The sequence below is a fragment of the Pseudolysobacter antarcticus genome, from assembly GCF_004168365.1.
Lineage (GTDB): Bacteria > Pseudomonadota > Gammaproteobacteria > Xanthomonadales > Rhodanobacteraceae > Pseudolysobacter > Pseudolysobacter antarcticus.
The window spans coordinates 1,570,258-1,588,596 of the sequence record NZ_CP035704.1 but is presented as its reverse complement, the minus strand read 5'-3'; the positions used below and the strand labels follow the sequence as shown (position 1 = coordinate 1,588,596).

Annotated in this window: 14 protein-coding genes; 8 read left to right on the top strand and 6 right to left on the bottom strand. The window is 57.5% G+C overall.

The window, feature by feature from the left end:
- Positions 1-98 precede the first annotated feature (98 nt).
- The 3 genes from ELE36_RS06745 to ELE36_RS06735 all read right to left on the bottom strand — a co-directional run bounded on the left by ELE36_RS06745 (position 99) and on the right by ELE36_RS06735 (position 5,027).
- Entirely contained in the window at positions 99-3,017 is a 2,919-nt protein-coding gene (locus tag ELE36_RS06745) for a penicillin acylase family protein (RefSeq protein WP_165371511.1), read from the bottom strand.
- Between the two features lie 321 nt (positions 3,018-3,338).
- A complete protein-coding gene (locus tag ELE36_RS06740; RefSeq protein ID WP_129832342.1) occupies positions 3,339-4,697 on the bottom strand; it encodes a sigma-54-dependent transcriptional regulator in 1,359 nt (452 codons plus the stop codon).
- 21 nt (positions 4,698-4,718) lie between these two features.
- Positions 4,719-5,027, bottom strand: coding sequence for a hypothetical protein (locus ELE36_RS06735; RefSeq protein WP_129832341.1), 309 nt, complete (start codon positions 5,025-5,027; stop codon positions 4,719-4,721).
- Between the two features lie 21 nt (positions 5,028-5,048).
- Between ELE36_RS06735 and ELE36_RS06730 the strand changes: the two genes are divergently transcribed.
- From ELE36_RS06730 to ELE36_RS06715, 4 genes are all read left to right on the top strand, one after another.
- Positions 5,049-5,489 (top strand): PA2169 family four-helix-bundle protein, encoded by a 441-nt coding sequence (locus ELE36_RS06730; protein ID WP_129832340.1) that lies wholly within the window; start codon positions 5,049-5,051, stop codon positions 5,487-5,489.
- Positions 5,490-5,590: 101 nt separating this feature from the next.
- On the top strand, positions 5,591-6,106 hold the full coding sequence (locus tag ELE36_RS06725) for a hypothetical protein (protein ID WP_129832339.1): 516 nt from the start codon (positions 5,591-5,593) through the stop codon (positions 6,104-6,106).
- A 198-nt stretch (positions 6,107-6,304) separates the two neighbouring features.
- Entirely contained in the window at positions 6,305-8,461 is a 2,157-nt protein-coding gene (locus ELE36_RS06720) for a CHASE3 domain-containing protein (protein ID WP_129832338.1), read from the top strand.
- Positions 8,462-9,592 carry a hybrid sensor histidine kinase/response regulator gene (locus tag ELE36_RS06715; RefSeq protein ID WP_129832337.1) on the top strand — a complete coding sequence of 377 codons (1,131 nt, stop codon included), beginning with the start codon at positions 8,462-8,464 and terminating at the stop codon, positions 9,590-9,592.
- 35 nt (positions 9,593-9,627) lie between these two features.
- Here ELE36_RS06715 and ELE36_RS06710 read toward each other — a convergent pair whose 3' ends face one another.
- The 3 genes from ELE36_RS06710 to ELE36_RS06700 form a co-directional block, all read right to left on the bottom strand.
- Positions 9,628-10,704: a DNA topoisomerase IB gene (locus tag ELE36_RS06710; protein WP_129832336.1), complete on the bottom strand. Its 1,077-nt coding sequence runs from the start codon at positions 10,702-10,704 to the stop codon at positions 9,628-9,630.
- A 254-nt stretch (positions 10,705-10,958) separates the two neighbouring features.
- Positions 10,959-11,879, bottom strand: coding sequence for a hypothetical protein (locus tag ELE36_RS06705; RefSeq protein ID WP_207215882.1), 921 nt, complete (start codon positions 11,877-11,879; stop codon positions 10,959-10,961).
- 270 nt (positions 11,880-12,149) lie between these two features.
- Complete coding sequence (locus ELE36_RS06700; RefSeq protein ID WP_129832335.1) at positions 12,150-12,737, bottom strand: ferritin-like domain-containing protein; 588 nt, start codon at positions 12,735-12,737, stop codon at positions 12,150-12,152.
- A gap of 370 nt (positions 12,738-13,107) precedes the next feature.
- Between ELE36_RS06700 and ELE36_RS06695 the strand changes: the two genes are divergently transcribed.
- From ELE36_RS06695 to gnd, 4 genes are all read left to right on the top strand, one after another.
- Complete coding sequence (locus ELE36_RS06695; protein ID WP_129832334.1) at positions 13,108-14,316, top strand: NAD(P)/FAD-dependent oxidoreductase; 1,209 nt, start codon at positions 13,108-13,110, stop codon at positions 14,314-14,316.
- 160 nt (positions 14,317-14,476) lie between these two features.
- Positions 14,477-15,793, top strand: coding sequence for a glucoamylase family protein (locus ELE36_RS06690; protein ID WP_129832333.1), 1,317 nt, complete (start codon positions 14,477-14,479; stop codon positions 15,791-15,793).
- On the top strand, positions 15,793-17,301 hold the full coding sequence (locus tag ELE36_RS06685; protein ID WP_129832332.1) for a mercuric reductase: 1,509 nt from the start codon (positions 15,793-15,795) through the stop codon (positions 17,299-17,301). The genes ELE36_RS06690 and ELE36_RS06685 overlap by 1 nt, the downstream gene beginning before the upstream one ends.
- Before the next feature lie 117 nt (positions 17,302-17,418).
- The gene (gene gnd, locus ELE36_RS06680; RefSeq protein ID WP_129832331.1) at positions 17,419-18,324 is read left to right on the top strand and encodes a phosphogluconate dehydrogenase (NAD(+)-dependent, decarboxylating); all 906 of its coding nucleotides are present in this window, start codon (positions 17,419-17,421) and stop codon (positions 18,322-18,324) included.
- Positions 18,325-18,339 lie beyond the last annotated feature (15 nt).

Here is an 18,339-nt window from a genome sequence, read left to right as displayed (position 1 = left end):
GCAAAAAGAAACAGCCATCAATCCGGGCCGCGGATTGATGGCTGTGGTTGAAGCAGAGCCGCCAGAACGTTGCGTCTCAGCGCAACGTCGTGGAGTGGTTATGGATGTGGCGCAAAACTGATGACCGTCGGTGCGCCGGTTGCCGCGGTAATCGAGTCGATCGGCATCGCGTGATAATTCACGGTCAGCCAGCGGCTCAGCTGACTGGCGTAATACGGCGAACCGATCACGTCACTTGGGCCACCCGGAATGATTTCGACCGCATTAATCGGCGTTGCCATTTCACCGACAAAACGACGAGCCGGACCACCACCGAACATGAAACCGTTCAAGCTGTTGGCACGGATATCGTGGCTGCCGACGTTGATCGTCTGCCAGCTGCCATCACGCGCGACACCCGGCAGATTCGCGCCGAGATCGCTGAAGCCATACGGATTCCCGGCGCTCGGAACACTGAATGGCGCGCCGAGCGGATGGGAAAACACGATGCGATGCAGCGCGCCCCAGTGGTAATCGGCTTGGTGGGTCGAGCCACCGAACGCCGCCGCAAAATCGGCGCTGGCGAAACGTGCGAGCCCTTGCTGCAGACTCTTGAGCAAGACGTAATCGCGACCGGCCTGTGGCGTGGGTGCACCGCTGACGTTGAAGAAACCAACGCCGGCTGCACCCTTGCCACCTGTCGCATCAAACGCATCAAGCTGGAACTTGAATGCGACGTAGGCATCTGATCCATCGGGCAGATAACTGGCGAGTCCGAGTTTGGTCAACGTGGCGTCGATGCTGTTCTGCACCGCCATGCTGCGCCAGATGCCGAAGATGCTCGCGGCAACACTCGCGTCGAGCTGCTGTTGGGTCGGATGTGCCGGCAATAGTGGCGAGTTACCCGAGTCGTAGCCTTGTGGCAAACCGGTCGGTGTCGAGAAATCCCACGCTGTGAGGCGTGAAATCGCTTCGGTCACCTGCGGATCGGCAGCAAGGGCGGCGAGTTGCGGCCATGCACCACTGGCACTCGCATTGCTGTAAGCACCCAGCAAATGCGGCAATACCAGCTCGGCATCCAGCGATTGCGTATTGCCCTGCAATTGCTGCATGTCCTGCATCGTGATCTTGTGACCATCGGCGATGAATTCGCTGAGCTTGCGATCGATCTGGCCCATGCGATAGGCGTCGAAATTGAAGTTCAGATAATAGATGCCGCCACCCGGTCGTTGTTTGGCCAATGGGTTGTTGCCAAGCGTGATGCCGATCGGATCGTTGTTGGCATTCGCGATGTAACCCTGCGCCGGATCGATCACAAATGGCATTTCGTTGGCAGGCAGAATTTCATATGGCAAGGCCTGATTTGGTTGCGGATGTTGTACCGGCAGCCAATCGTGATGCAGCGCACCCGAACCGTCGCGGATCAGCCATGGCGGAATGCCGCCACCGGGCGCGTTGCCGTTCTGCAGATCGTCACGCACCGGCGCTTCGGCACTCGTGAAATACGCGATGTGGCCGTCGGTGTCGCTGTACGCAAAGTTCTGCGAACCGACATCGAAATAACTCAGTGCGGTCTTGAAGTCGGCGAGGTTCTGCGAGCGGTTGATGCGGCGGAATGATTCCAGCTCGAACGTCGGGCCCCAGCCGGTGTACTGCACCGACAGACCAATGTTGCCGGACAACTGCACCATCGGCCCGTTATTGCGGCGCGGAATGATCACGGTGACCGCGCCGTTGAGGTAACCGATCGAATTGTCGCGCACGAGATTATCAACCGTGCCAGCCTTCATCTGGTTGACGAAATAACTCTGGAACTCCCACTGTACCGGTTCTTCGACGCCGTTATGCATGGTCGCGTACGGCAGGCCAAAACTGTTGAGATGGAAGGTTTCTTTGAACGTATCGGTGACATCCAGCCCGTTGGTGGTGGTGCCCCAGCAGACTTTCTGGTTGCAACCTTGGATCACGCCCGGCGTACCCGGCACGCTCACGCCGCTGACATTCAGCGGTTGCGCATAACGGCTGTCGCTCGAATACAGATGCACCTCGTTGAACACCGGCGGCAACGCTAGGCTCAGATGCGGATCGTTCATCAACAGCGGTTTTCCGGTGGCGGTGTATTGACCGCTGACGACCCACTCGTTACTGCCGGCGCGATCTTCGCGCGCTTTCAGATGTGGTGCGATGAAATCGACATTCGCAATCTTGGCGCGGTAGGCGATCGCCAATGCCAAGGTATCGTCGTCGACCAGCTGCGTCGGCGTATTCGTTGCAGCGACGAGCGTTGGCAGGCTCGATGCGAGCGAAGTGTGCGCGAGCGCAGATGTCGTGGAAGAACCACTCGTGCTGGTGCTCGCACCGGGCACGAAATTCGGAATCGTAACGCGATTGTCCGGCGGCGCAAAACGATTGGTATCGCCGAAAAACAGCGCGACCGGATCGACATGCGCAGCAGCCGCGGCTTGCTGGAATGCACCGAACTGGATGGTGCGATCGATGTCCAGATCGAACGACAGCTGGAATGCCAGCGCCTTGCCGACGATGACCGTATCCAGCGGCGTCCACGGATCGGCACGCGAGAGCTGCAATGCGCCGTATTCGGGCGGCAACGGCTGCGTACTGAGCCAGAAATTCACGCCGTTCGCGTAGGCCTTGAGCCAGCCGCGCGAATCGTCTGACATTGCATTCAACGTAGCCCATGACGCGCGACGCAGGCCGAGCGTGCGGGTCTGCACGTCGCTCGCGAGTTGCGAGGCGCCGACCAGTTCGGACAACGTACCGCTGACCTTGCGGCGGGTCAGATCCATCTCGAAAAAACGATCGCGGGCGTGCATGTAACCCTGCAGGAAAGCGACATCGTTATCGGTCGAGGCCTGGATGGTCGGAATGCCCTCGACATCGTAGGAAATCGTGCCTGGCGCGCTCAATCCGGGCGCGCTAATCGTGTCGGCAAATGCCGTAGCGGCCATTCCGCTGCCACACAAGATTGCGATCAAACAACTGCGCAGATAAGTGCGCGCTACCAACTTCTTAGCCATACCGTGTCTCCCCGATTTTTGGATAACCCAGAACACCGCCGACATCTGCTTGGTTTCGTGGGCCGGTGCTTGCGTGACGTCAGAAAAACGATCTGACGCGACGTCGAAGAGCGTGCAACGGTCCGCATATGGCGGATGCAAACAAGTGTTTCAAACTTTGTGCGAACCGATTATGCGCCGGCTTCGCGTGAGCCTGTTAACGCAGCGCAGCAATGGCTGCGGCACAAGGTTTGTGCCGAGGATTTGATCGGAGAAAACGATTTTCTCCGGTCACGATCGCCTGCACGGGGAGTGCATTGATCGATAGGCGCCAGGCATGCTTCAGATGCCGTATTGCTTGCGTTTGCGGTACAAAGTCGACGAGTCGATGCCGAGCAATTTAGCCGCGTCGTCGAGCGATTCAACACTCGTGACCAACGCCGTGATGTGCGCGCGTTCAAGATCGGCGATGCTGATCGCATCACCCGCACGCGGACGAATGCCACCGCGATCGCGCGCGACTTCAACGATACCGAGATGTGCGGTTTGCACTTCTGCATCGGTGCAGATAATCGCGGCGCGCTCAATCACGTTTTGCAGTTCGCGTACGTTGCCCGGCCACGGATATTTTTTCAGCTGCTGCATCGCATCGGCACTGAATCCGCGTGCTGGTCGGCGATAGGCTTTGACGTAACGCGCGAGCGCGGCTTCGGCTAGCGCGGGCACATCTTCGCTGCGCTCACGCAACGGCGGGATCACCATCGTGATCACGTTCAGGCGGTAAAACAAATCTTCGCGAAAGGTTTTTTCCTTGACCATCTCTTCAAGATTGCGATTGGTCGCGGCGATGATGCGCACGTCGGCAACGCGCGTCACCGGATCACCAACACGTTCGTACTCCTTGTCCTGGATGAAGCGCAAAAGTTTCGGCTGCAACGGCAGCGGAAAGTCACCGATTTCGTCGAGGAACAAGGTGCCTCCGTCAGCCTGACTCACGCGTCCACTGGTGCGCTCGGAGGCGCCGGTGAACGCGCCTTTCTGGTGACCGAACATTTCGCTTTCCATCAGTTCGGAAGACAGCGATGGGCAGTTGATGGTGACGAAGCCGCCCTTGGCGCGATGGCTCCAATGATGGATCGCGCGCGCCAGCATGCCCTTGCCGGTGCCCGATTCACCGAGCAGCAAAATGCTTGCGTCGGTATCGGCCACCTGTTTGGCCATCTGCACCACCGCGCTCATTGCCGGATTGGCGCTGATCATCTCGCCCTTGTACGTGCTGCCGGCATCGGCTTCGAGCTGCTGCACGCGCATTTCGAGATGTCGCGTCTGCACTTGTTTGTCGGCGCACAAGCGCAGCTGCTCCGGCGAACACGGCTTGACCAGATAATCGGTCGCGCCGGCATGGATCGCCTTCACCGCGGTGCTGATATCAGACTGCGCGGTGGCCATCACCACGCGCATCCACGGCGCGATCTCGCGCAACTGCGGCAGCAGGTCGAGTCCGGACTCCTCACCGAGATTCAAATCCAGAAAACACGCATCGAACACCGCCGCGTATGTCTGCGCGCGCGCCTGCTCGCTGTTCTGCGCGGTCGTCACGGCGTAGCCCGCGTCTTCGAGACAATAACGAAACGTGCGCAAGATGGATTTGTCGTCGTCCACCAACAGGATTCGGCCTCGCGGCGTGGTGTCGTTTGTCATGGAATGAGGCCTCGCTGATTTTCAAAGATGTCGAACTTTACGCGCACGGCGTGATTTTTTGTTGAAGAAACCCTGAACACGCGCAGATTGAAATTTTGCGTGGTGCATCGACCATGCAGCGCGCCCGCTGTATTCGGCCAGCTCATGCATCTTGCAACCGGCCGTCCTCACCTGATGTCGATCAAGCGCTTGTTTTAAAGTGATTTTCTCGATCAGCGACTTTGGTACGGAACTTGATTGATACACCACAAGCGTCAGGACATCGCGTAATGCGTGTCGTGGCTGCAATGATTCTTTCGACAGTAACGCTGTATCGAAGATCGTCCGCACCAGAACAAACCGGAGACCATCATGACCAAGCCAGCCACCACATTGAATGAGCTCATCGAGATCACGCGCGACGGCGAACATTTTTATTCCGATGCGATCGGTCAAGTGAAGAGCCCGCACTTGAAAACCGTATTTCGTGCGATTGCCGATGCCAAGGTGCAGCTGATCAGCGCGTTGTCGCAACATGTACGCGCTCGCGGCGAACAGCCGTCGAATGATCGTACTTTCGCCGGCAGTTTTCGCGAGCTCTATACCGATGTGCGCGCCAAGCTGTCGCACGAGAAGGATGTGACCTACGTTGCTCAGCTTGAGCAATCCGAGGATCGCCTGTTGCATGCTTTCCAGGAAGCATCCGAAGACGTCAACGATTCCGGCGTGAAGCAGGTGATTGCGCAATACCTGCCCAAAGTACGGCTGTGTCACGACCAGATGCGCAATCTGAAAATGTCGATGGTCGACTAGACCGATCGGCTCGCACTTCCGCCTGTGCGTGTGCTTCGGATTAACACTCGCGCAGTAGCGATCAGAAAATATTCTTAAATATAACCATGGAGAACTCGCCAATGAAAATGACCAATATCTCTTTGCTCGCCGCAGCGATGACTGCGTGCCTTGCCCTTTCCGCTTGCGGTCCGCAGTCGGCTGAAAAGACCCAGCAGGATGTCGCCGCCGCAAACGCCAAGGCTGCGGAAAATTTGCGTCAGGCGCAGGACAAGCAAGCCAAGGTAGTGGCTGATGCCGCGCGCGATTTGCAGAAAACGCAGGAACAGGCACGCGACAAGATCGCCGAAAAACGCGCCGATGTAACCGATGCTGCCAACAGCGCCGGCAAGGATGTCGCAAATGCCAGCGCAAGTTATGTGCGTGATGCCGCCGATGCCCAATACGACGTGGTCAAGACCAAGGCCGAAGGCGACTATAAGATAGAACAGCAACGCTGTGGCGGGCTCGCCGGTGACGCGAAAGATGCATGCAATACGCAGGCGAAAACTGCCTACGAACTCGCCTTGTCAAACGCCAAAGCCGATCTCGATCAGGCCAAGCGTGCTGCGGCAGCTACGAAGAATCGCGGCGGTTAATTAATTCGCCGCTATCGCGTTGAGACGATACAAACGGGAGCGACTTGAATTTCGCTCCCGTTCGTTTGTTTTCATGGGCAAAACTCGAAAATATCCGGCATTTACATCTGTTTATGTCGAGTGCGAGGCTCGATATAGTTGGCTATTTGAATTTGGGTTAAGCTGCGTGTCCCCCATTGGCTCACCAGCGATAAGGCAATGCCAAAGGCATCCGTAAAACCCATTGGACGTGTCGCGCTGGCGTCGCTCAGCTTGGCCATTTTTGTGCTGCTGGTTTCCTCGATCATCTCGATTGCCAGCACAACATCATCCAATCGATTGTTCAGTGCGCGGGTGAAAGCCACCGACATCAACCAGGCGCTGGATGGTCTGGAAAAACTAGTACTCGATGCTGAGACAGCGCAGCGCGGTTTCCTGATAACCGGTAATGAAACGTATCTGGAACCTTATCAGCGCGCCGAAAAAGGGCTGCAGACCAGTCTCGATGATATCGAATCCGCTTTGCACGATATGCCCGAAGATATGCGCCTGCTCGGCGAAATCGAGCATGCAGTGGGGCTAAAACGCAAGGAAATGGCGGCGACGATCGACACCTATCGCTCTCAATCACCCGAGGCGGCGTACGCCATCGTCAAAGGCGATCAAGGCAAGGTGTTGATGGATGACTTTCGCCAATCGCTGGCGGTGTTGCAACAGGTCAACGCCACACGCGCAGAACTCGCGCAGCAACAATTGCTGCGACAATTGCGCTACACCAATATTGCGATCATCAGCGCCAGTATTATTTCGATGCTGGCGGGAATGATCGGTGTGTGGTTCGTGCGGCGCGGGTTGCAATCGCAGCAGCAAAGCGAATTGATGCGCATTGAAAAAGAACGTGTCGAGGAAGCCGATCGAAACAAGACCCAATTTCTCGCCAATATCAGCCACGAAATTCGCACGCCAATGAATGCAATTATCGGTTTCAGTCGCCTGCTTGCCCAGCGGGTGACCGGCGACAAGGAACGCAGTTACGTCGATGCGATCGTGCTCAGCAGCAAGGGTCTGCTGGCGCTCGTGAACGATGTGCTCGATCTCTCGAAGATCGAATCCGGCAAGCTCGAACTCGCCCACGATACGATCAATCTGGCTGATCTGGTCGATTCGCTGATCGCGATGTTCTCGCAAATGGCGAGCGACAAAGGCATTGAACTGCACAGCCAGATCGAAAGTACCTTGCCCGATTTTGTCGCGATCGACGGCAATCGCGTGCGCCAGATTCTGGTCAACCTGCTCAGCAACGCGGTGAAATATACCGAGCGTGGCCAGGTCACACTCGAAGCACGCAGTGAAACGATGGGCGATGATACTTCGCTGGTGCGATTGATTTTCAATGTCGTCGATAGCGGGCGTGGCATTGCCGAAGACGACGTTGCATCGATCTTCGATCCGTTCAATCAGGGTAGCCGCCCCGACAGCGACATGCATGAGAGCACCGGACTCGGACTCGCGATCACCCAGCGTCTGGTCGAGGTCATGCAAGGCACGTTGCAGGTACAAAGCAAACTCGGTGCAGGTTCGACGTTCAGTGTGGCGCTGCCGAACGTCAAGGTAATTGCGGCACTGGAACCTTCGCCGCAACGACATCTGCCGCTTGATCATCTGAGCTCGCTCAACATCGAAAAAATCCTGATCGTCGATGACGTTCAATTGAACCGTGAGTTGCTCGTCGACATCCTCGAAGCGTATACGCAGAAAATCATGCTTGCGGTCGACGGCGAGCACGCCATCACGCTTGCGCTGGCTGAGTGCCCTACCTTGATTTTGATGGACGTGCGCATGCCGCGGCTGGATGGTCGCGGCGCGTTGAAAAAATTGCGCGATCTTCCGCAATTCAACAATACGCCGGTGATCGCCGTCACCGCATCGAGCATGCGCGAGGAAGAAATGGAATTGCGTCGCCAGTTTGACGGTTATGTGCGCAAGCCTATTTCGGTCGAAGCGCTGGCGGCAGAAATCGCCCGGGTTTTGGAGCGCAGATCTCCGAGCAAGCCGCTCGACCAAAATAGCAGCGCGGATACGCCGCGTTATGACGACATCCCCGCGGCCGCACTGGACGATCTAAATGCCGGTCTGCAGGTGCTGCATCTGCACGCGTGGAAGCAGGCCAGCGACAGTCTGTCGCACCGCGATGTGCTGGTTTTCCTCGAAGGCATCAAGAAACTTGCGCTGCAGGTGGATGTGGCGGAGTTGACCGCTTACGGCGAACGCTTGAACACCGCGGTATCTCGCTTTGACATCATCGCAATGGAACGTGAGCTGGGTCGTTTTCCAGCGCTTATCGAACAATTCCACTCACTCGGATCAGGTGCATAAATGCGCAGCACAAAAACGCCCGTACCTTCGGGCAAACAGCGCCGCGCGCCATTGGTAATGGTGGTAGACGACGAACCCGGCAACGTGCAATACATGGGCACCTTGCTGATCGAAAACAATTACGATGTATTGCCCGCGACCAGCGGCGCGCAAGCACTCGAACGCTGCATGGCGCGCAAGCCGGATCTGGCGATTTTCGACCTGCGTATGCCAGGCATGGATGGCATCGCGCTGTGCCGGCGTTTTCGCGAAAATCCGGAGCTCGCGGCGATACCCGTCATCTTCGTCACCGGCACCACCGAGGAAGAAGATCTGGTGCGCTGCTTCCAGGCCGGTGCGGTGGATTTCCTGATCAAGCCAATCCGTTCGCTTGAACTGCTGCAGCGCGTACGCACCCATCTGGAACTGAAATTTTCGCGCGATCAGCTCGTGCATAAAGTGCGCGATTGTGATGACTTGACCGCAATGGTTGCGCACGATTTGAAAAGTCCGCTGGCCTCGATCCGCTTCAGCGTACAGATGCTCGCTGAAGATCCCGAACTAGCCAATCCGCGCACTCAGGATCTGCTCGCATCGTTGATCGATTCAACCGATCACACCCTGGCCTTCATCGACGATTTCCTGAATCGAAATGCGGCGGCCAATACGCTTTCACTGGATGCCTTCCAGCCGTTTGCGCTGGATGAGCGCCTGGCTGAAGTGGTCGAGCGCTACAACCTGTATGGCCTCGAAAAAGGCATTCGCGTCGAGCTCGATCCGACCGAATCGATCGAGGCGTTTGCCGATCCGCTGGCCTGCGAACACGTGATCGAAAATTTGCTCAGCAACGCGCTGAAATTTGCGCCGCCCGGTAGTCGCGTTCGGGTATTGATGGAGCACGGCAGCCCCGGCATTGTGCGCATCCATGTGCTCGATCGTGGCCCTGGTATCAACGAATCCGACCGCGCACGGCTGTTCCAGCGATACGTTCGCCTGACCGCCAAACCGACCTCGGGCGAGTCATCGACCGGCCTCGGATTATCCATCGCCAAGCAACTCGCCGACGCGATGCATGGCAGCCTCGCATACGAACCACGCGAGGAAGGTGGATCGGATTTCATCTTCGAATTGCCGACGCGCCCGGTGAGCTGATTAGCGCCTCGCCGCAGCTTTATTCACCAACCGATTCAGCCGGACCGCACACGACGCTGGCGCAATCGCTGGCGCAGGAATCGCAACGCGCCGAGCTCCTGCTTGCGCTCGTCGTTCGGTAATCCGCCATCGATCAATCGATGCAGGCTGCCATCGGACCACGACTCGAATACGAGCGGGTGAATATACGAACTGCGACAAACCGCCGGTGTATTGCGCAGATGCGCGGCGACAGTTTTTACCGCATCAGCCAAGCTCGACGTTCGCGCTGAAACGGTATCTGGCAAGGGTATTTTTGCCAGCGCCACGATCGCCGCGCGCGTGCCGCCCCAGGTGCGAAAATCCTTCGCGGTGAACTCTTCTCCCATCGCCTCGCGCAGGTAATCGTTGACCATGCCGGAATCGACATGCTGCCGCGCGCCGGCGTCGTCGGTGTACTGGAATAAAGACTGACCGGGCAATTGCCGACAGCGCCGCAACAGGCGTGTGAGACGCGCATCGTCGAGCGCGATCTCATGGAACAAACCGCCCTTGCCGCGAAAGCGGAATATCGCGCGACCGTTACCAGCGAACGCGATATGACGCTTGTGCAAAGTGGTCAAGCCATAGGAATTATTGCTGGCTTCGTACGCCGCGTTGCCGATGCGAATGAGCGTTTGCGCCATCACACTGACGACCACCGCGAGCACCTTGTCGCGGCCCAGGCCAACCGCTTTCAAATCACGCTGCAGGCGTCGCCGAAGTTTGGGCAGACGCTCGGCAAATTCCACCACGCGCGCAAATTTGTCGCGGTCGCGCACGTTGCGCCAGCGCGCGTGATAACGATATTGCTTGCGCCCGCGCGCGTCGCGTCCGGTTGCCTGCAAATGGCCGCGTTCGGATTCGCAAATCCAGACGTCGGTATATGCCGGTGGAATGGCGAGATGCGCAATCCTTGCGAGCACCGCCTGATCCTTGATCGCGGCGCCGTTGCGGTCGAAGTAACGAAAATGCTCGCCATGACGACGACGGCGCAAACCCGGCTCGATATCGCTGGTATAGCGCAAGCCCACCTCACTGGCCTGGGCCAGCGTGCGCTTGTCTGCCAAATTCGCTTCAGTTTTTTGTGCCATGGCGATAGGAAATCAAACGGGAACAGGCGGAAATTCGTGCCACGCAGACGAACAGCCGCAGCATCACAAACGGAGTTGATTCATCAGGCGTAAAAACGGCCCCATCGAGGGGCCGTTTTTATTATCAAATCAGCGCACGAAAAGCGCGATCAGGATGATGATCGGAATCGGCACGCCCAAGAACAAAAGCAAAATGGATCGCATAAATTTCTCCTCATGGTCAGGTAACAGATAGATCAACTACCGAATATGAATCAAGCGCGGCTGTCGCGTTGACGACCGCCAAACGTTGCCGCAAGGCTCGCAAAAAACGCACCGAGCAGAAGCGCCACAAACATCCACAGCGATGAATGCGCGGCGGCCTTGCGCGCAGTATCCGCAGCCTGCTTTGCAGAATTTTCCGCATCGCCGATCGCTTTCTGCACTTGCGCAAATTTGTCGCTCGCACGTTTCTCGCCATCGCTTTGCGCCACGCCGGTTTCCTGCGCAATCACGCTGCCGAGATATTGCTTGTCTTCATCGGGCAACGTGCCGACGCGGATATCGTTGGCAAAGATCTTCACCGCTTCAGCACGTGTTGCCGGATTGGTTGGCGTACCCGAATGCGCGGCATCTTTACGGAACAGCGAATCGATGTAGTAGCCGAGACGACCATCCGCTGCGGCATCACTATTCGCTGCTGCGGTGGCGACGGTGGCGGTACTTGCGACTGCTCCGCCAGCGAGCGTGGCGCCCGCATGCAATCCGCTGCTCAGGATGCCGGTGACCGCAGATCCCAGCAATGCGGCGGTTCCGAGCGACGCAACTGCCCATGCCATGAAACCGTGCGCAGTATCGCGAAAATACACTTCGTCGGTGTGCAAGCGCACCCACTTCACACGCAAGCGTCCGGCCAGATAACCACCGATGGCAGATGCCGCAATCTGCGTGAATGCGAGCCAAACTATAGTGGACACGCCCATCGTCGTGGCGCTTGCGCCGGTGTTGGACCAGGGCGACACTGCCGATAAACTCAGGCCGAAACCGAGAATCAAAAGCAGCAGCGACAACGCTGCAGCCGCCGCTGCGCCGACGAAAATCGCCGCCCAGGAAACACCCGATGCAGTCGCATTCACGACCGAGGTCCTGTCGTCTTCGCTGAGCGCATATTCCGTTGAGGTTTTATATTCCGACATACGCGTAGTCCTTTCTTGGTGGGTAGTTGGGTTTGAATTTGTGCCGCCGTATGGATTCACGCTGGCAGCGATTGATGTCGCAGCTGATGGGTGTTTTGCCTTGCCTTTGTCGACTTCATGCGCGCGCGAGGGCGCGACCGAAAGACGCGACAAATGCACCAGACGATCGCGACTGCTTTGCGTCGTATGCGTGCTCAGCGACGACCAGCGATCCGATCGCTGGCCGAGTCTTACCGCCATATGTTCATAAGCTGACATACAGAAAATCCCTTAGTGTGCCGATGATTTCTTGAGCGGCTTTTTCGCCGGCTCGCCCTTCTTGCCGAGCTCTTCGAGCAGCGAACTCAGGTCTTCGGCATGCTCTTCTTCCGACGCGAGAATGCCTTCCATCATGCGTCGCGTGGTCGGATCGTCGTTGCCGAGGTACTGAATGATTTCTCGATAGGTATCGATCGCGATGCGCTCGGCCACGAGATCTTCTTCGAGCATCTCGACGATGTCGTCGCCTTCCACATATTCGGAGTGACTGCGCGCGAGCAAACCGTTCGGCGACAGATCCGGCGCACCACCGAGTTGCACGATGCGAGTGGCGATCAGATCGGCGTGACCTTGTTCCTCATTCGCGTGTTCAAGAAATTCCGCAGCCACACTTTTCGCATGGATACCAGACGCCATGTAGTAATGCCGCTTGTAGCGCAGCACGCAAACTATCTCGGTCGCGAGCGCTTCATTCAAAACCTTGAGCACGGCTTTTCGGTCAGCCGAATAACCCTGCGTCACAGCGCCTTCCAGCATATGTTCGCGCGCACGCTTGCGAATCAACTTGATGTCGCTGATGAACTCTTTCTTGGCCGCCATGGCTAACACCTCTGTGATGAATATCGAAACGCACGCAGAATTCGGCGCGACGAAAAGTTTCAGGTACAAGGTGCATTGGCAAGCCGCGTGCCAATTGTTGAAGCACGCTGAAACCCATATTTTCGCTCACTTGCAGCGGCTAGCGGACAAGCTCACAGCAACTTGCGGATTGCATTTCGCCACGCGTCTTGCGGCGTGCAATGCAAAATGAAATACGACTGATCCCGCGGAAAATCGAATGAGGTGATACCGCCCGTTTCCGCTCGGCGGGTTGTGTCGATGTCACGACACGCCAATTACGATGGTCGAATTGGCATGCTCCGTGCCTCAGGATGCTGCGGCCACAACGCGCCGCATAAAAATCAATCATATGGATCTGAAAAGTGGATATCCGTTCTGGACCGTCAGCAACGGCTTGCCTTCGGCGTTCCCGCCATTAAAAAGCGATCTCGATTGCGATGTCGTGATCGTCGGTGCGGGCATCACCGGTGCGCTGATCGCGCTCGCATTGGCCGATGCCGGCCTTGATGTCGTGGTGCTCGACAAACGCGATGTCGGCTGGGGCAGCACGTCGGCCAGCACGGCGTTGTTGCAATATGAAATCGACACCGAGATGCTCGCGCTGGCAAAAATGTTCGGCGAAAATCACGCCGTTCTCGCGTATCGCGCTTGCGAGAAAGCGATACATGCACTGGCTGGAATTGCCGCCGAAAATGGTCGTGTCGGTTTTCGGAAAATGCAGAGCCTGTATTACGCGAGCAGTGCCAGTCACGCCGACCGACTGCGTAACGAAGCTGAGCTTCGCCGACGCCACGGCTTTGCCATCGAGACACTTGAACACGATAATCTCGCTGCGCGTTTTGCCATCGATGCGCCGATGGCCTTGCTCACCGCCACCGCCGCCCAAGTCGATCCGTATAGACTCACCTACGCGATTTTCCGCAGGTTGCAGCAACGCGGCGTGCGCATTTTTGATCGCAGCGCGATGCTGGATTGGCAAACGAAATCGCCGCACGTGCTGGTGCGCGCAGATCACGATGCAATTGTGCGTTGCAAACATCTGATCATCGCCAGCGGCTATGAATCGCAACAGTATTTGCACCAGCGCGTGGCAACGAACCACAGCAGTTATGCGCTCGTGACCGAACCGGTGAGCGGCGGTTTGGGGGTATTGCGCGACACCCTGATGTGGGAATCGGCGCGGCCGTATTTGTATCTGCGCAGTACCGTCGACGGACGCATTCTTGTCGGTGGCGAAGACGATCGCACTGACCAACCGGAAAAACGCGATGCCGCGGTGCCGAAGAAATCCGCAACCCTCATGCAAAAGATGAAAAAGCTGCTGCCGCATCTTGCGCTGGAAAAAGGCTATACCTGGGCCGGAACGTTTGCCGAAACGGCGGATGGCCTGCCGTTTTTCGGACCGCATCCACAACACGGCCCGCGAGTGCATTTTGCGATGGCATATGGCGGCAACGGCATCGCGTTCAGCGCGATCGGGGCTGAAATCCTGCGCGCGCGTATCACTCGAAAATCGCATCCCCTCATGAAGTTTTTTTCATTCGAACGCATCGCCTGATACAACGCGTATGCAGCGAACCACATCGATGTTGCCAAGGCACGCGCATAACTCTGCAGGTTCGCAAATTGACATGGCGGTAACCGATGCTTGTGTATCTAATCAACTTGTTTCTCGCAGAAAATCCCGCTGCGAATTTTCTGCTCCCGGATTTGACTTGATGATCGTTGACTCGCTTGATGACGATGCCCTGCTCGATCAATTGCAGCGCGCGGCGTTCGATTATTTTCGCCGGCAAACCAATCCACTGAATGGCCTGGTGGCCGATACCTCGCGCGAAAATTCGCCGGTAAGTATCGCCGTGGTCGGCTTCGCCTTGTCGACGTATCCGGCAGCGATCGAACGCGGCTGGATCTCGCGCGATGATGCGCTGCACAGCAGTCTCGCCGCGCTGCGTTTTTTTCACGACAGCGATCAAAGCGGCGCTGCGACCGCAACCGGATTCATGGGTTTCTATTATCATTTTCTCGACTTCCACAGCGGCAAGCGCGTCTGGAGCTCGGAGTTGTCGATGATCGACACCGCGCTGCTGATTGCCGGCGCGCTTACCGCGGGCATGTATTTCAACGCGGATTCGGCGGACGAAATCGAGCTGCGTGAGCTCGCCGATTTTCTGTATCGGCGTATCGACTGGCGCTGGGCGCAGGACGGCGGCGACACGATCCGGCAAGGCTGGAAACCCGAGTGTGGATTTCTGCATTACGGTTGGGAAGGCTACAGCGAGGCGATCCTTTTGTATGTGCTCGCGCTCGGATCGCCAACCCATCCGATCGCTGCTGACTGCTACAAGGCTTGGACCGCGACCTACCAGTGGGAAAACCTTTACGGCCATGATTATTTGTATGCCGGCCCGCTATTCGTCCACCATTTTTCGCATGCGTGGATCGATCTTCGCGAAATTCGCGACAGCTTCATGCGCGAAAAAAATTCGGACTATTTCGAAAACACCATGCGCGCAACGTACATCCAGCGACGTTATGCGCAACGCAATCCACATGACTTTGCCGGCTACGATGAAACCTGCTGGGGTTTGTCGGCGTGCGACGGACCGAGCGACGAACAATTCGATGTCTTCAACGAGCCACGACGTTTGTTCGGTTACGCCGCGCGCGGTGTTCCGTACGGGCCGGACGATGGCACGTTGTCGCCATCATCAGTGCTTGCATCGGTGCCTTTCGCCGCCGAAATCGCCCTGCCCACATTGCGCCACATGTTGCAACGTTATCCCGAGATCGAGACCGAAGGTCGACTCACTGCTGGCTTCAATCCATCGCTGTCCGATGCCAACGGTCGCGCATGGATTTCGGCCGGTCATTACGGCCTCGACCAAGGCATCATCTGCATGATGCTGGAAAACTATCGCAGCGCAAAAATCTGGCAGCTCATGCGCGACTGCAACTACATCAGCGACGGTTTGTTACGTGCCGGGTTTCGCGGCGGGTGGTTGCAATCCTTGACCGTGAAGGACTCACGCTGATGTCGCAAGTCGATTCGATCATGACCGATTACGAAAGCGAGCGCCTCGCCAATCTGCATCCGCCGCGCTGGCAAAATCCCCAGCCGGCCGACTGCTATCAGCTCGTGATTATCGGCGCGGGTTCGGCCGGCCTGGTCGCCGCGGAAACGGCGGCGGCATTGGGCGCCAAAGTAGCGCTGATCGAACGCCAACTGCTCGGCGGCGTCTGTTTGAACAGCGGCGGCGTGCCATCGAAAACCATAATTCGCACCTCACGACTGTATGCACAAATGCATGAAGCGACGCACTTCGGTGCGCAGATCCCAGAAAATATCGATGTCGATTTTGCCGCGGTAATGCAGCGCGTGCGGCGTATCCGCACGCACCTCAGCAGCAACGATTCGGCTGAGCGACTGCGCGATTCCGGTGTCGATGTTTTTTTCGGCGACGCCAGTTTTTCCGGCACGAATTCCGTGACAGTCGGCGGCGAAATACTGCGATTCAAAAAGGCGTTGATCGCGACCGGCGCACGCCCACAAGTGCCAACGATTGCGGGATTATGCGAAGCCGGTTATCTGACCAACGAAACGGTTTTCGATCTCACCGAACTGCCGCGCCGATTGCTCGTAATCGGCGGCGGCCCACTCGGCTGCGAACTCGCGCAGGCATTTTGTCGCCTTGGTGCGCGCACCACGATCGTGCAGAAAATGCCGTTGTTCCTCGACAACGAAGAGCGCGACGCGGCACAGATCCTGTCCGACGCCTTTGCCCGTGACGGCATTGAAGTGCGCCTGAATACCACCGCCGTTGCGGTGCGCAGCGAAAATGGCGAGAAGCATGTCGATCTGGTCAGCGACGACTACAAGAATACCGTCGTGGTAGATGCGATCCTCACCGGCATCGGCCGCGCGCCGAATGTCGCGGGTCTGAATCTGGAAGCCGCCGGCATCGAATACGATACCAAACGAGGCGTACTCGTCGATGATTTTCTGTGTACCGGCAATCCGGATGTGTACGCCGCGGGCGACGTCTGTCTGGAACACAAATATACGCATACCGCGACCGCCTCGGCACGCATCGTGGTGCAGAACGCGCTGTTCAACGGACGCGAACGGCTCAGCGCGCTGGTGATTCCGTGGTGTACTTATACCGATCCTGAAATCGCGCACGTCGGTTTGTATGTGCGCGAGGCAAACCGGCTGGATATTCCGGTGAAGACGTTTACCGTGCCGATGCATGAAGTCGATCGCGCGGTGACCGATGGCGAAGACGGCGGCTTCGTGAAAGTCCACGTCAGGGAAGGCAGCGATAAAATTCTCGGCGCCACGATCGTCGCCCATCACGCCGGCGACATGATCAATGAAGTGACGTTGGCGATGGTCGCGGGCATGGGACTACGCACGCTCGGCAAAGTCATCCACGCGTATCCAACCCAGGGCGAGGCGATCCGCAAGGCCGCCGATGCCTACAACCGCACGCGCATGACTTCACGAATTCAATCACGGTTGCGGCGCTGGCTGGCGCGCTGATGATCGCAATCATTCCACCGATCGAATTGGCTCACGCGAGCTTGGCCGCGTCGCTGGCACCCTGTTTTTCAATCGCAATTTGTAGCTCGACAATCTCATCTTTTTTCAAGGATACGTATGAAACTCGGCATGATCGGTTTGGGTCGCATGGGCGCCAACATGGCGCAACGCCTGATGCAAGGCGGGCATCAACTCGTGGGTTTCGATCCGAAACCCGAGGCGCGTAAAAGTCTGGAAGACAAGGGTGCGGAATCGGCGGATTCACTAGCAGCGCTGGTCGCGAAATTATCAGCTCCGCGGATCGTCTGGATGATGGTGCCGGCTGGTGAAATCACCGATAGCACGTTGACTAATTTGTTGCCGTTGCTGGCTGCGGGCGACATCGTGATCGACGGCGGAAATTCCAATTACAAAGATACGCTACGCCGTGCCGGCACTGCCGCTGAGAAAAAAATCGGCTACGTCGATTGCGGCACCAGCGGTGGCGTGTGGGGCCTGGCCGAGGGTTACAGCATGATGGTTGGCGGTGATGAAAATACCGTCGAACAGCTGCGTCCCATTTTCGAAACACTTGCGCCGGCGAAAGACAAAGGCTGGGGTCGCGTTGGCCCGGTCGGCGCGGGACACTTCACCAAGATGATCCACAACGGCGTCGAATACGGAATGATGCAAGCCTACGCCGAAGGCTTCTCGATTTTGCAGCACAAAAAAGAATTCGGACTCGACCTGCACCAAGTCGCCGAAATCTGGCGCACCGGCAGCGTGGTGCGTTCGTGGTTGCTGGATCTGACTGCGGATGCGCTCGGCAAGAATCCGAGCATGGCCGGCATCGCGCCGTATGTGGTCGATTCCGGCGAAGGCCGCTGGACTGTCGCCGAAGCGATCGACCTCAACGTACCCGCACCGATCATCACGCAATCGCTGATCGAACGTTTGCGCTCACGCGACAGCGAATCGTTCACCGACAAATTGTTGTCGGCGATGCGCAATGAATTCGGCGGTCACGAAATCAAGAAAGAATAATTCTGCGCCAAGCGG

Excerpts from the sequence above, each read along its gene's own strand:
- ELE36_RS06745 (WP_165371511.1), bottom strand. The coding sequence starts at position 3,017 with ATGGCTAAGAAGTTGGTAGCGCGCACTTATCTGCGCAGTTGTTTGATC.
- ELE36_RS06740 (WP_129832342.1), bottom strand. The coding sequence starts at position 4,697 with ATGACAAACGACACCACGCCGCGAGGCCGAATCCTGTTGGTGGACGAC.
- ELE36_RS06730 (WP_129832340.1), top strand. The coding sequence starts at position 5,049 with ATGACCAAGCCAGCCACCACATTGAATGAGCTCATCGAGATCACGCGC.
- ELE36_RS06725 (WP_129832339.1), top strand. The coding sequence starts at position 5,591 with ATGAAAATGACCAATATCTCTTTGCTCGCCGCAGCGATGACTGCGTGC.
- ELE36_RS06720 (WP_129832338.1), top strand. The coding sequence starts at position 6,305 with ATGCCAAAGGCATCCGTAAAACCCATTGGACGTGTCGCGCTGGCGTCG.
- ELE36_RS06715 (WP_129832337.1), top strand. The coding sequence starts at position 8,462 with ATGCGCAGCACAAAAACGCCCGTACCTTCGGGCAAACAGCGCCGCGCG.
- ELE36_RS06710 (WP_129832336.1), bottom strand. The coding sequence starts at position 10,704 with ATGGCACAAAAAACTGAAGCGAATTTGGCAGACAAGCGCACGCTGGCC.
- ELE36_RS06705 (WP_207215882.1), bottom strand. The coding sequence starts at position 11,879 with ATGTCGGAATATAAAACCTCAACGGAATATGCGCTCAGCGAAGACGAC.
- ELE36_RS06700 (WP_129832335.1), bottom strand. The coding sequence starts at position 12,737 with ATGGCGGCCAAGAAAGAGTTCATCAGCGACATCAAGTTGATTCGCAAG.
- ELE36_RS06695 (WP_129832334.1), top strand. The coding sequence starts at position 13,108 with ATGGATCTGAAAAGTGGATATCCGTTCTGGACCGTCAGCAACGGCTTG.
- ELE36_RS06690 (WP_129832333.1), top strand. The coding sequence starts at position 14,477 with ATGATCGTTGACTCGCTTGATGACGATGCCCTGCTCGATCAATTGCAG.
- ELE36_RS06685 (WP_129832332.1), top strand. The coding sequence starts at position 15,793 with ATGTCGCAAGTCGATTCGATCATGACCGATTACGAAAGCGAGCGCCTC.
- gnd (WP_129832331.1), top strand. The coding sequence starts at position 17,419 with ATGAAACTCGGCATGATCGGTTTGGGTCGCATGGGCGCCAACATGGCG.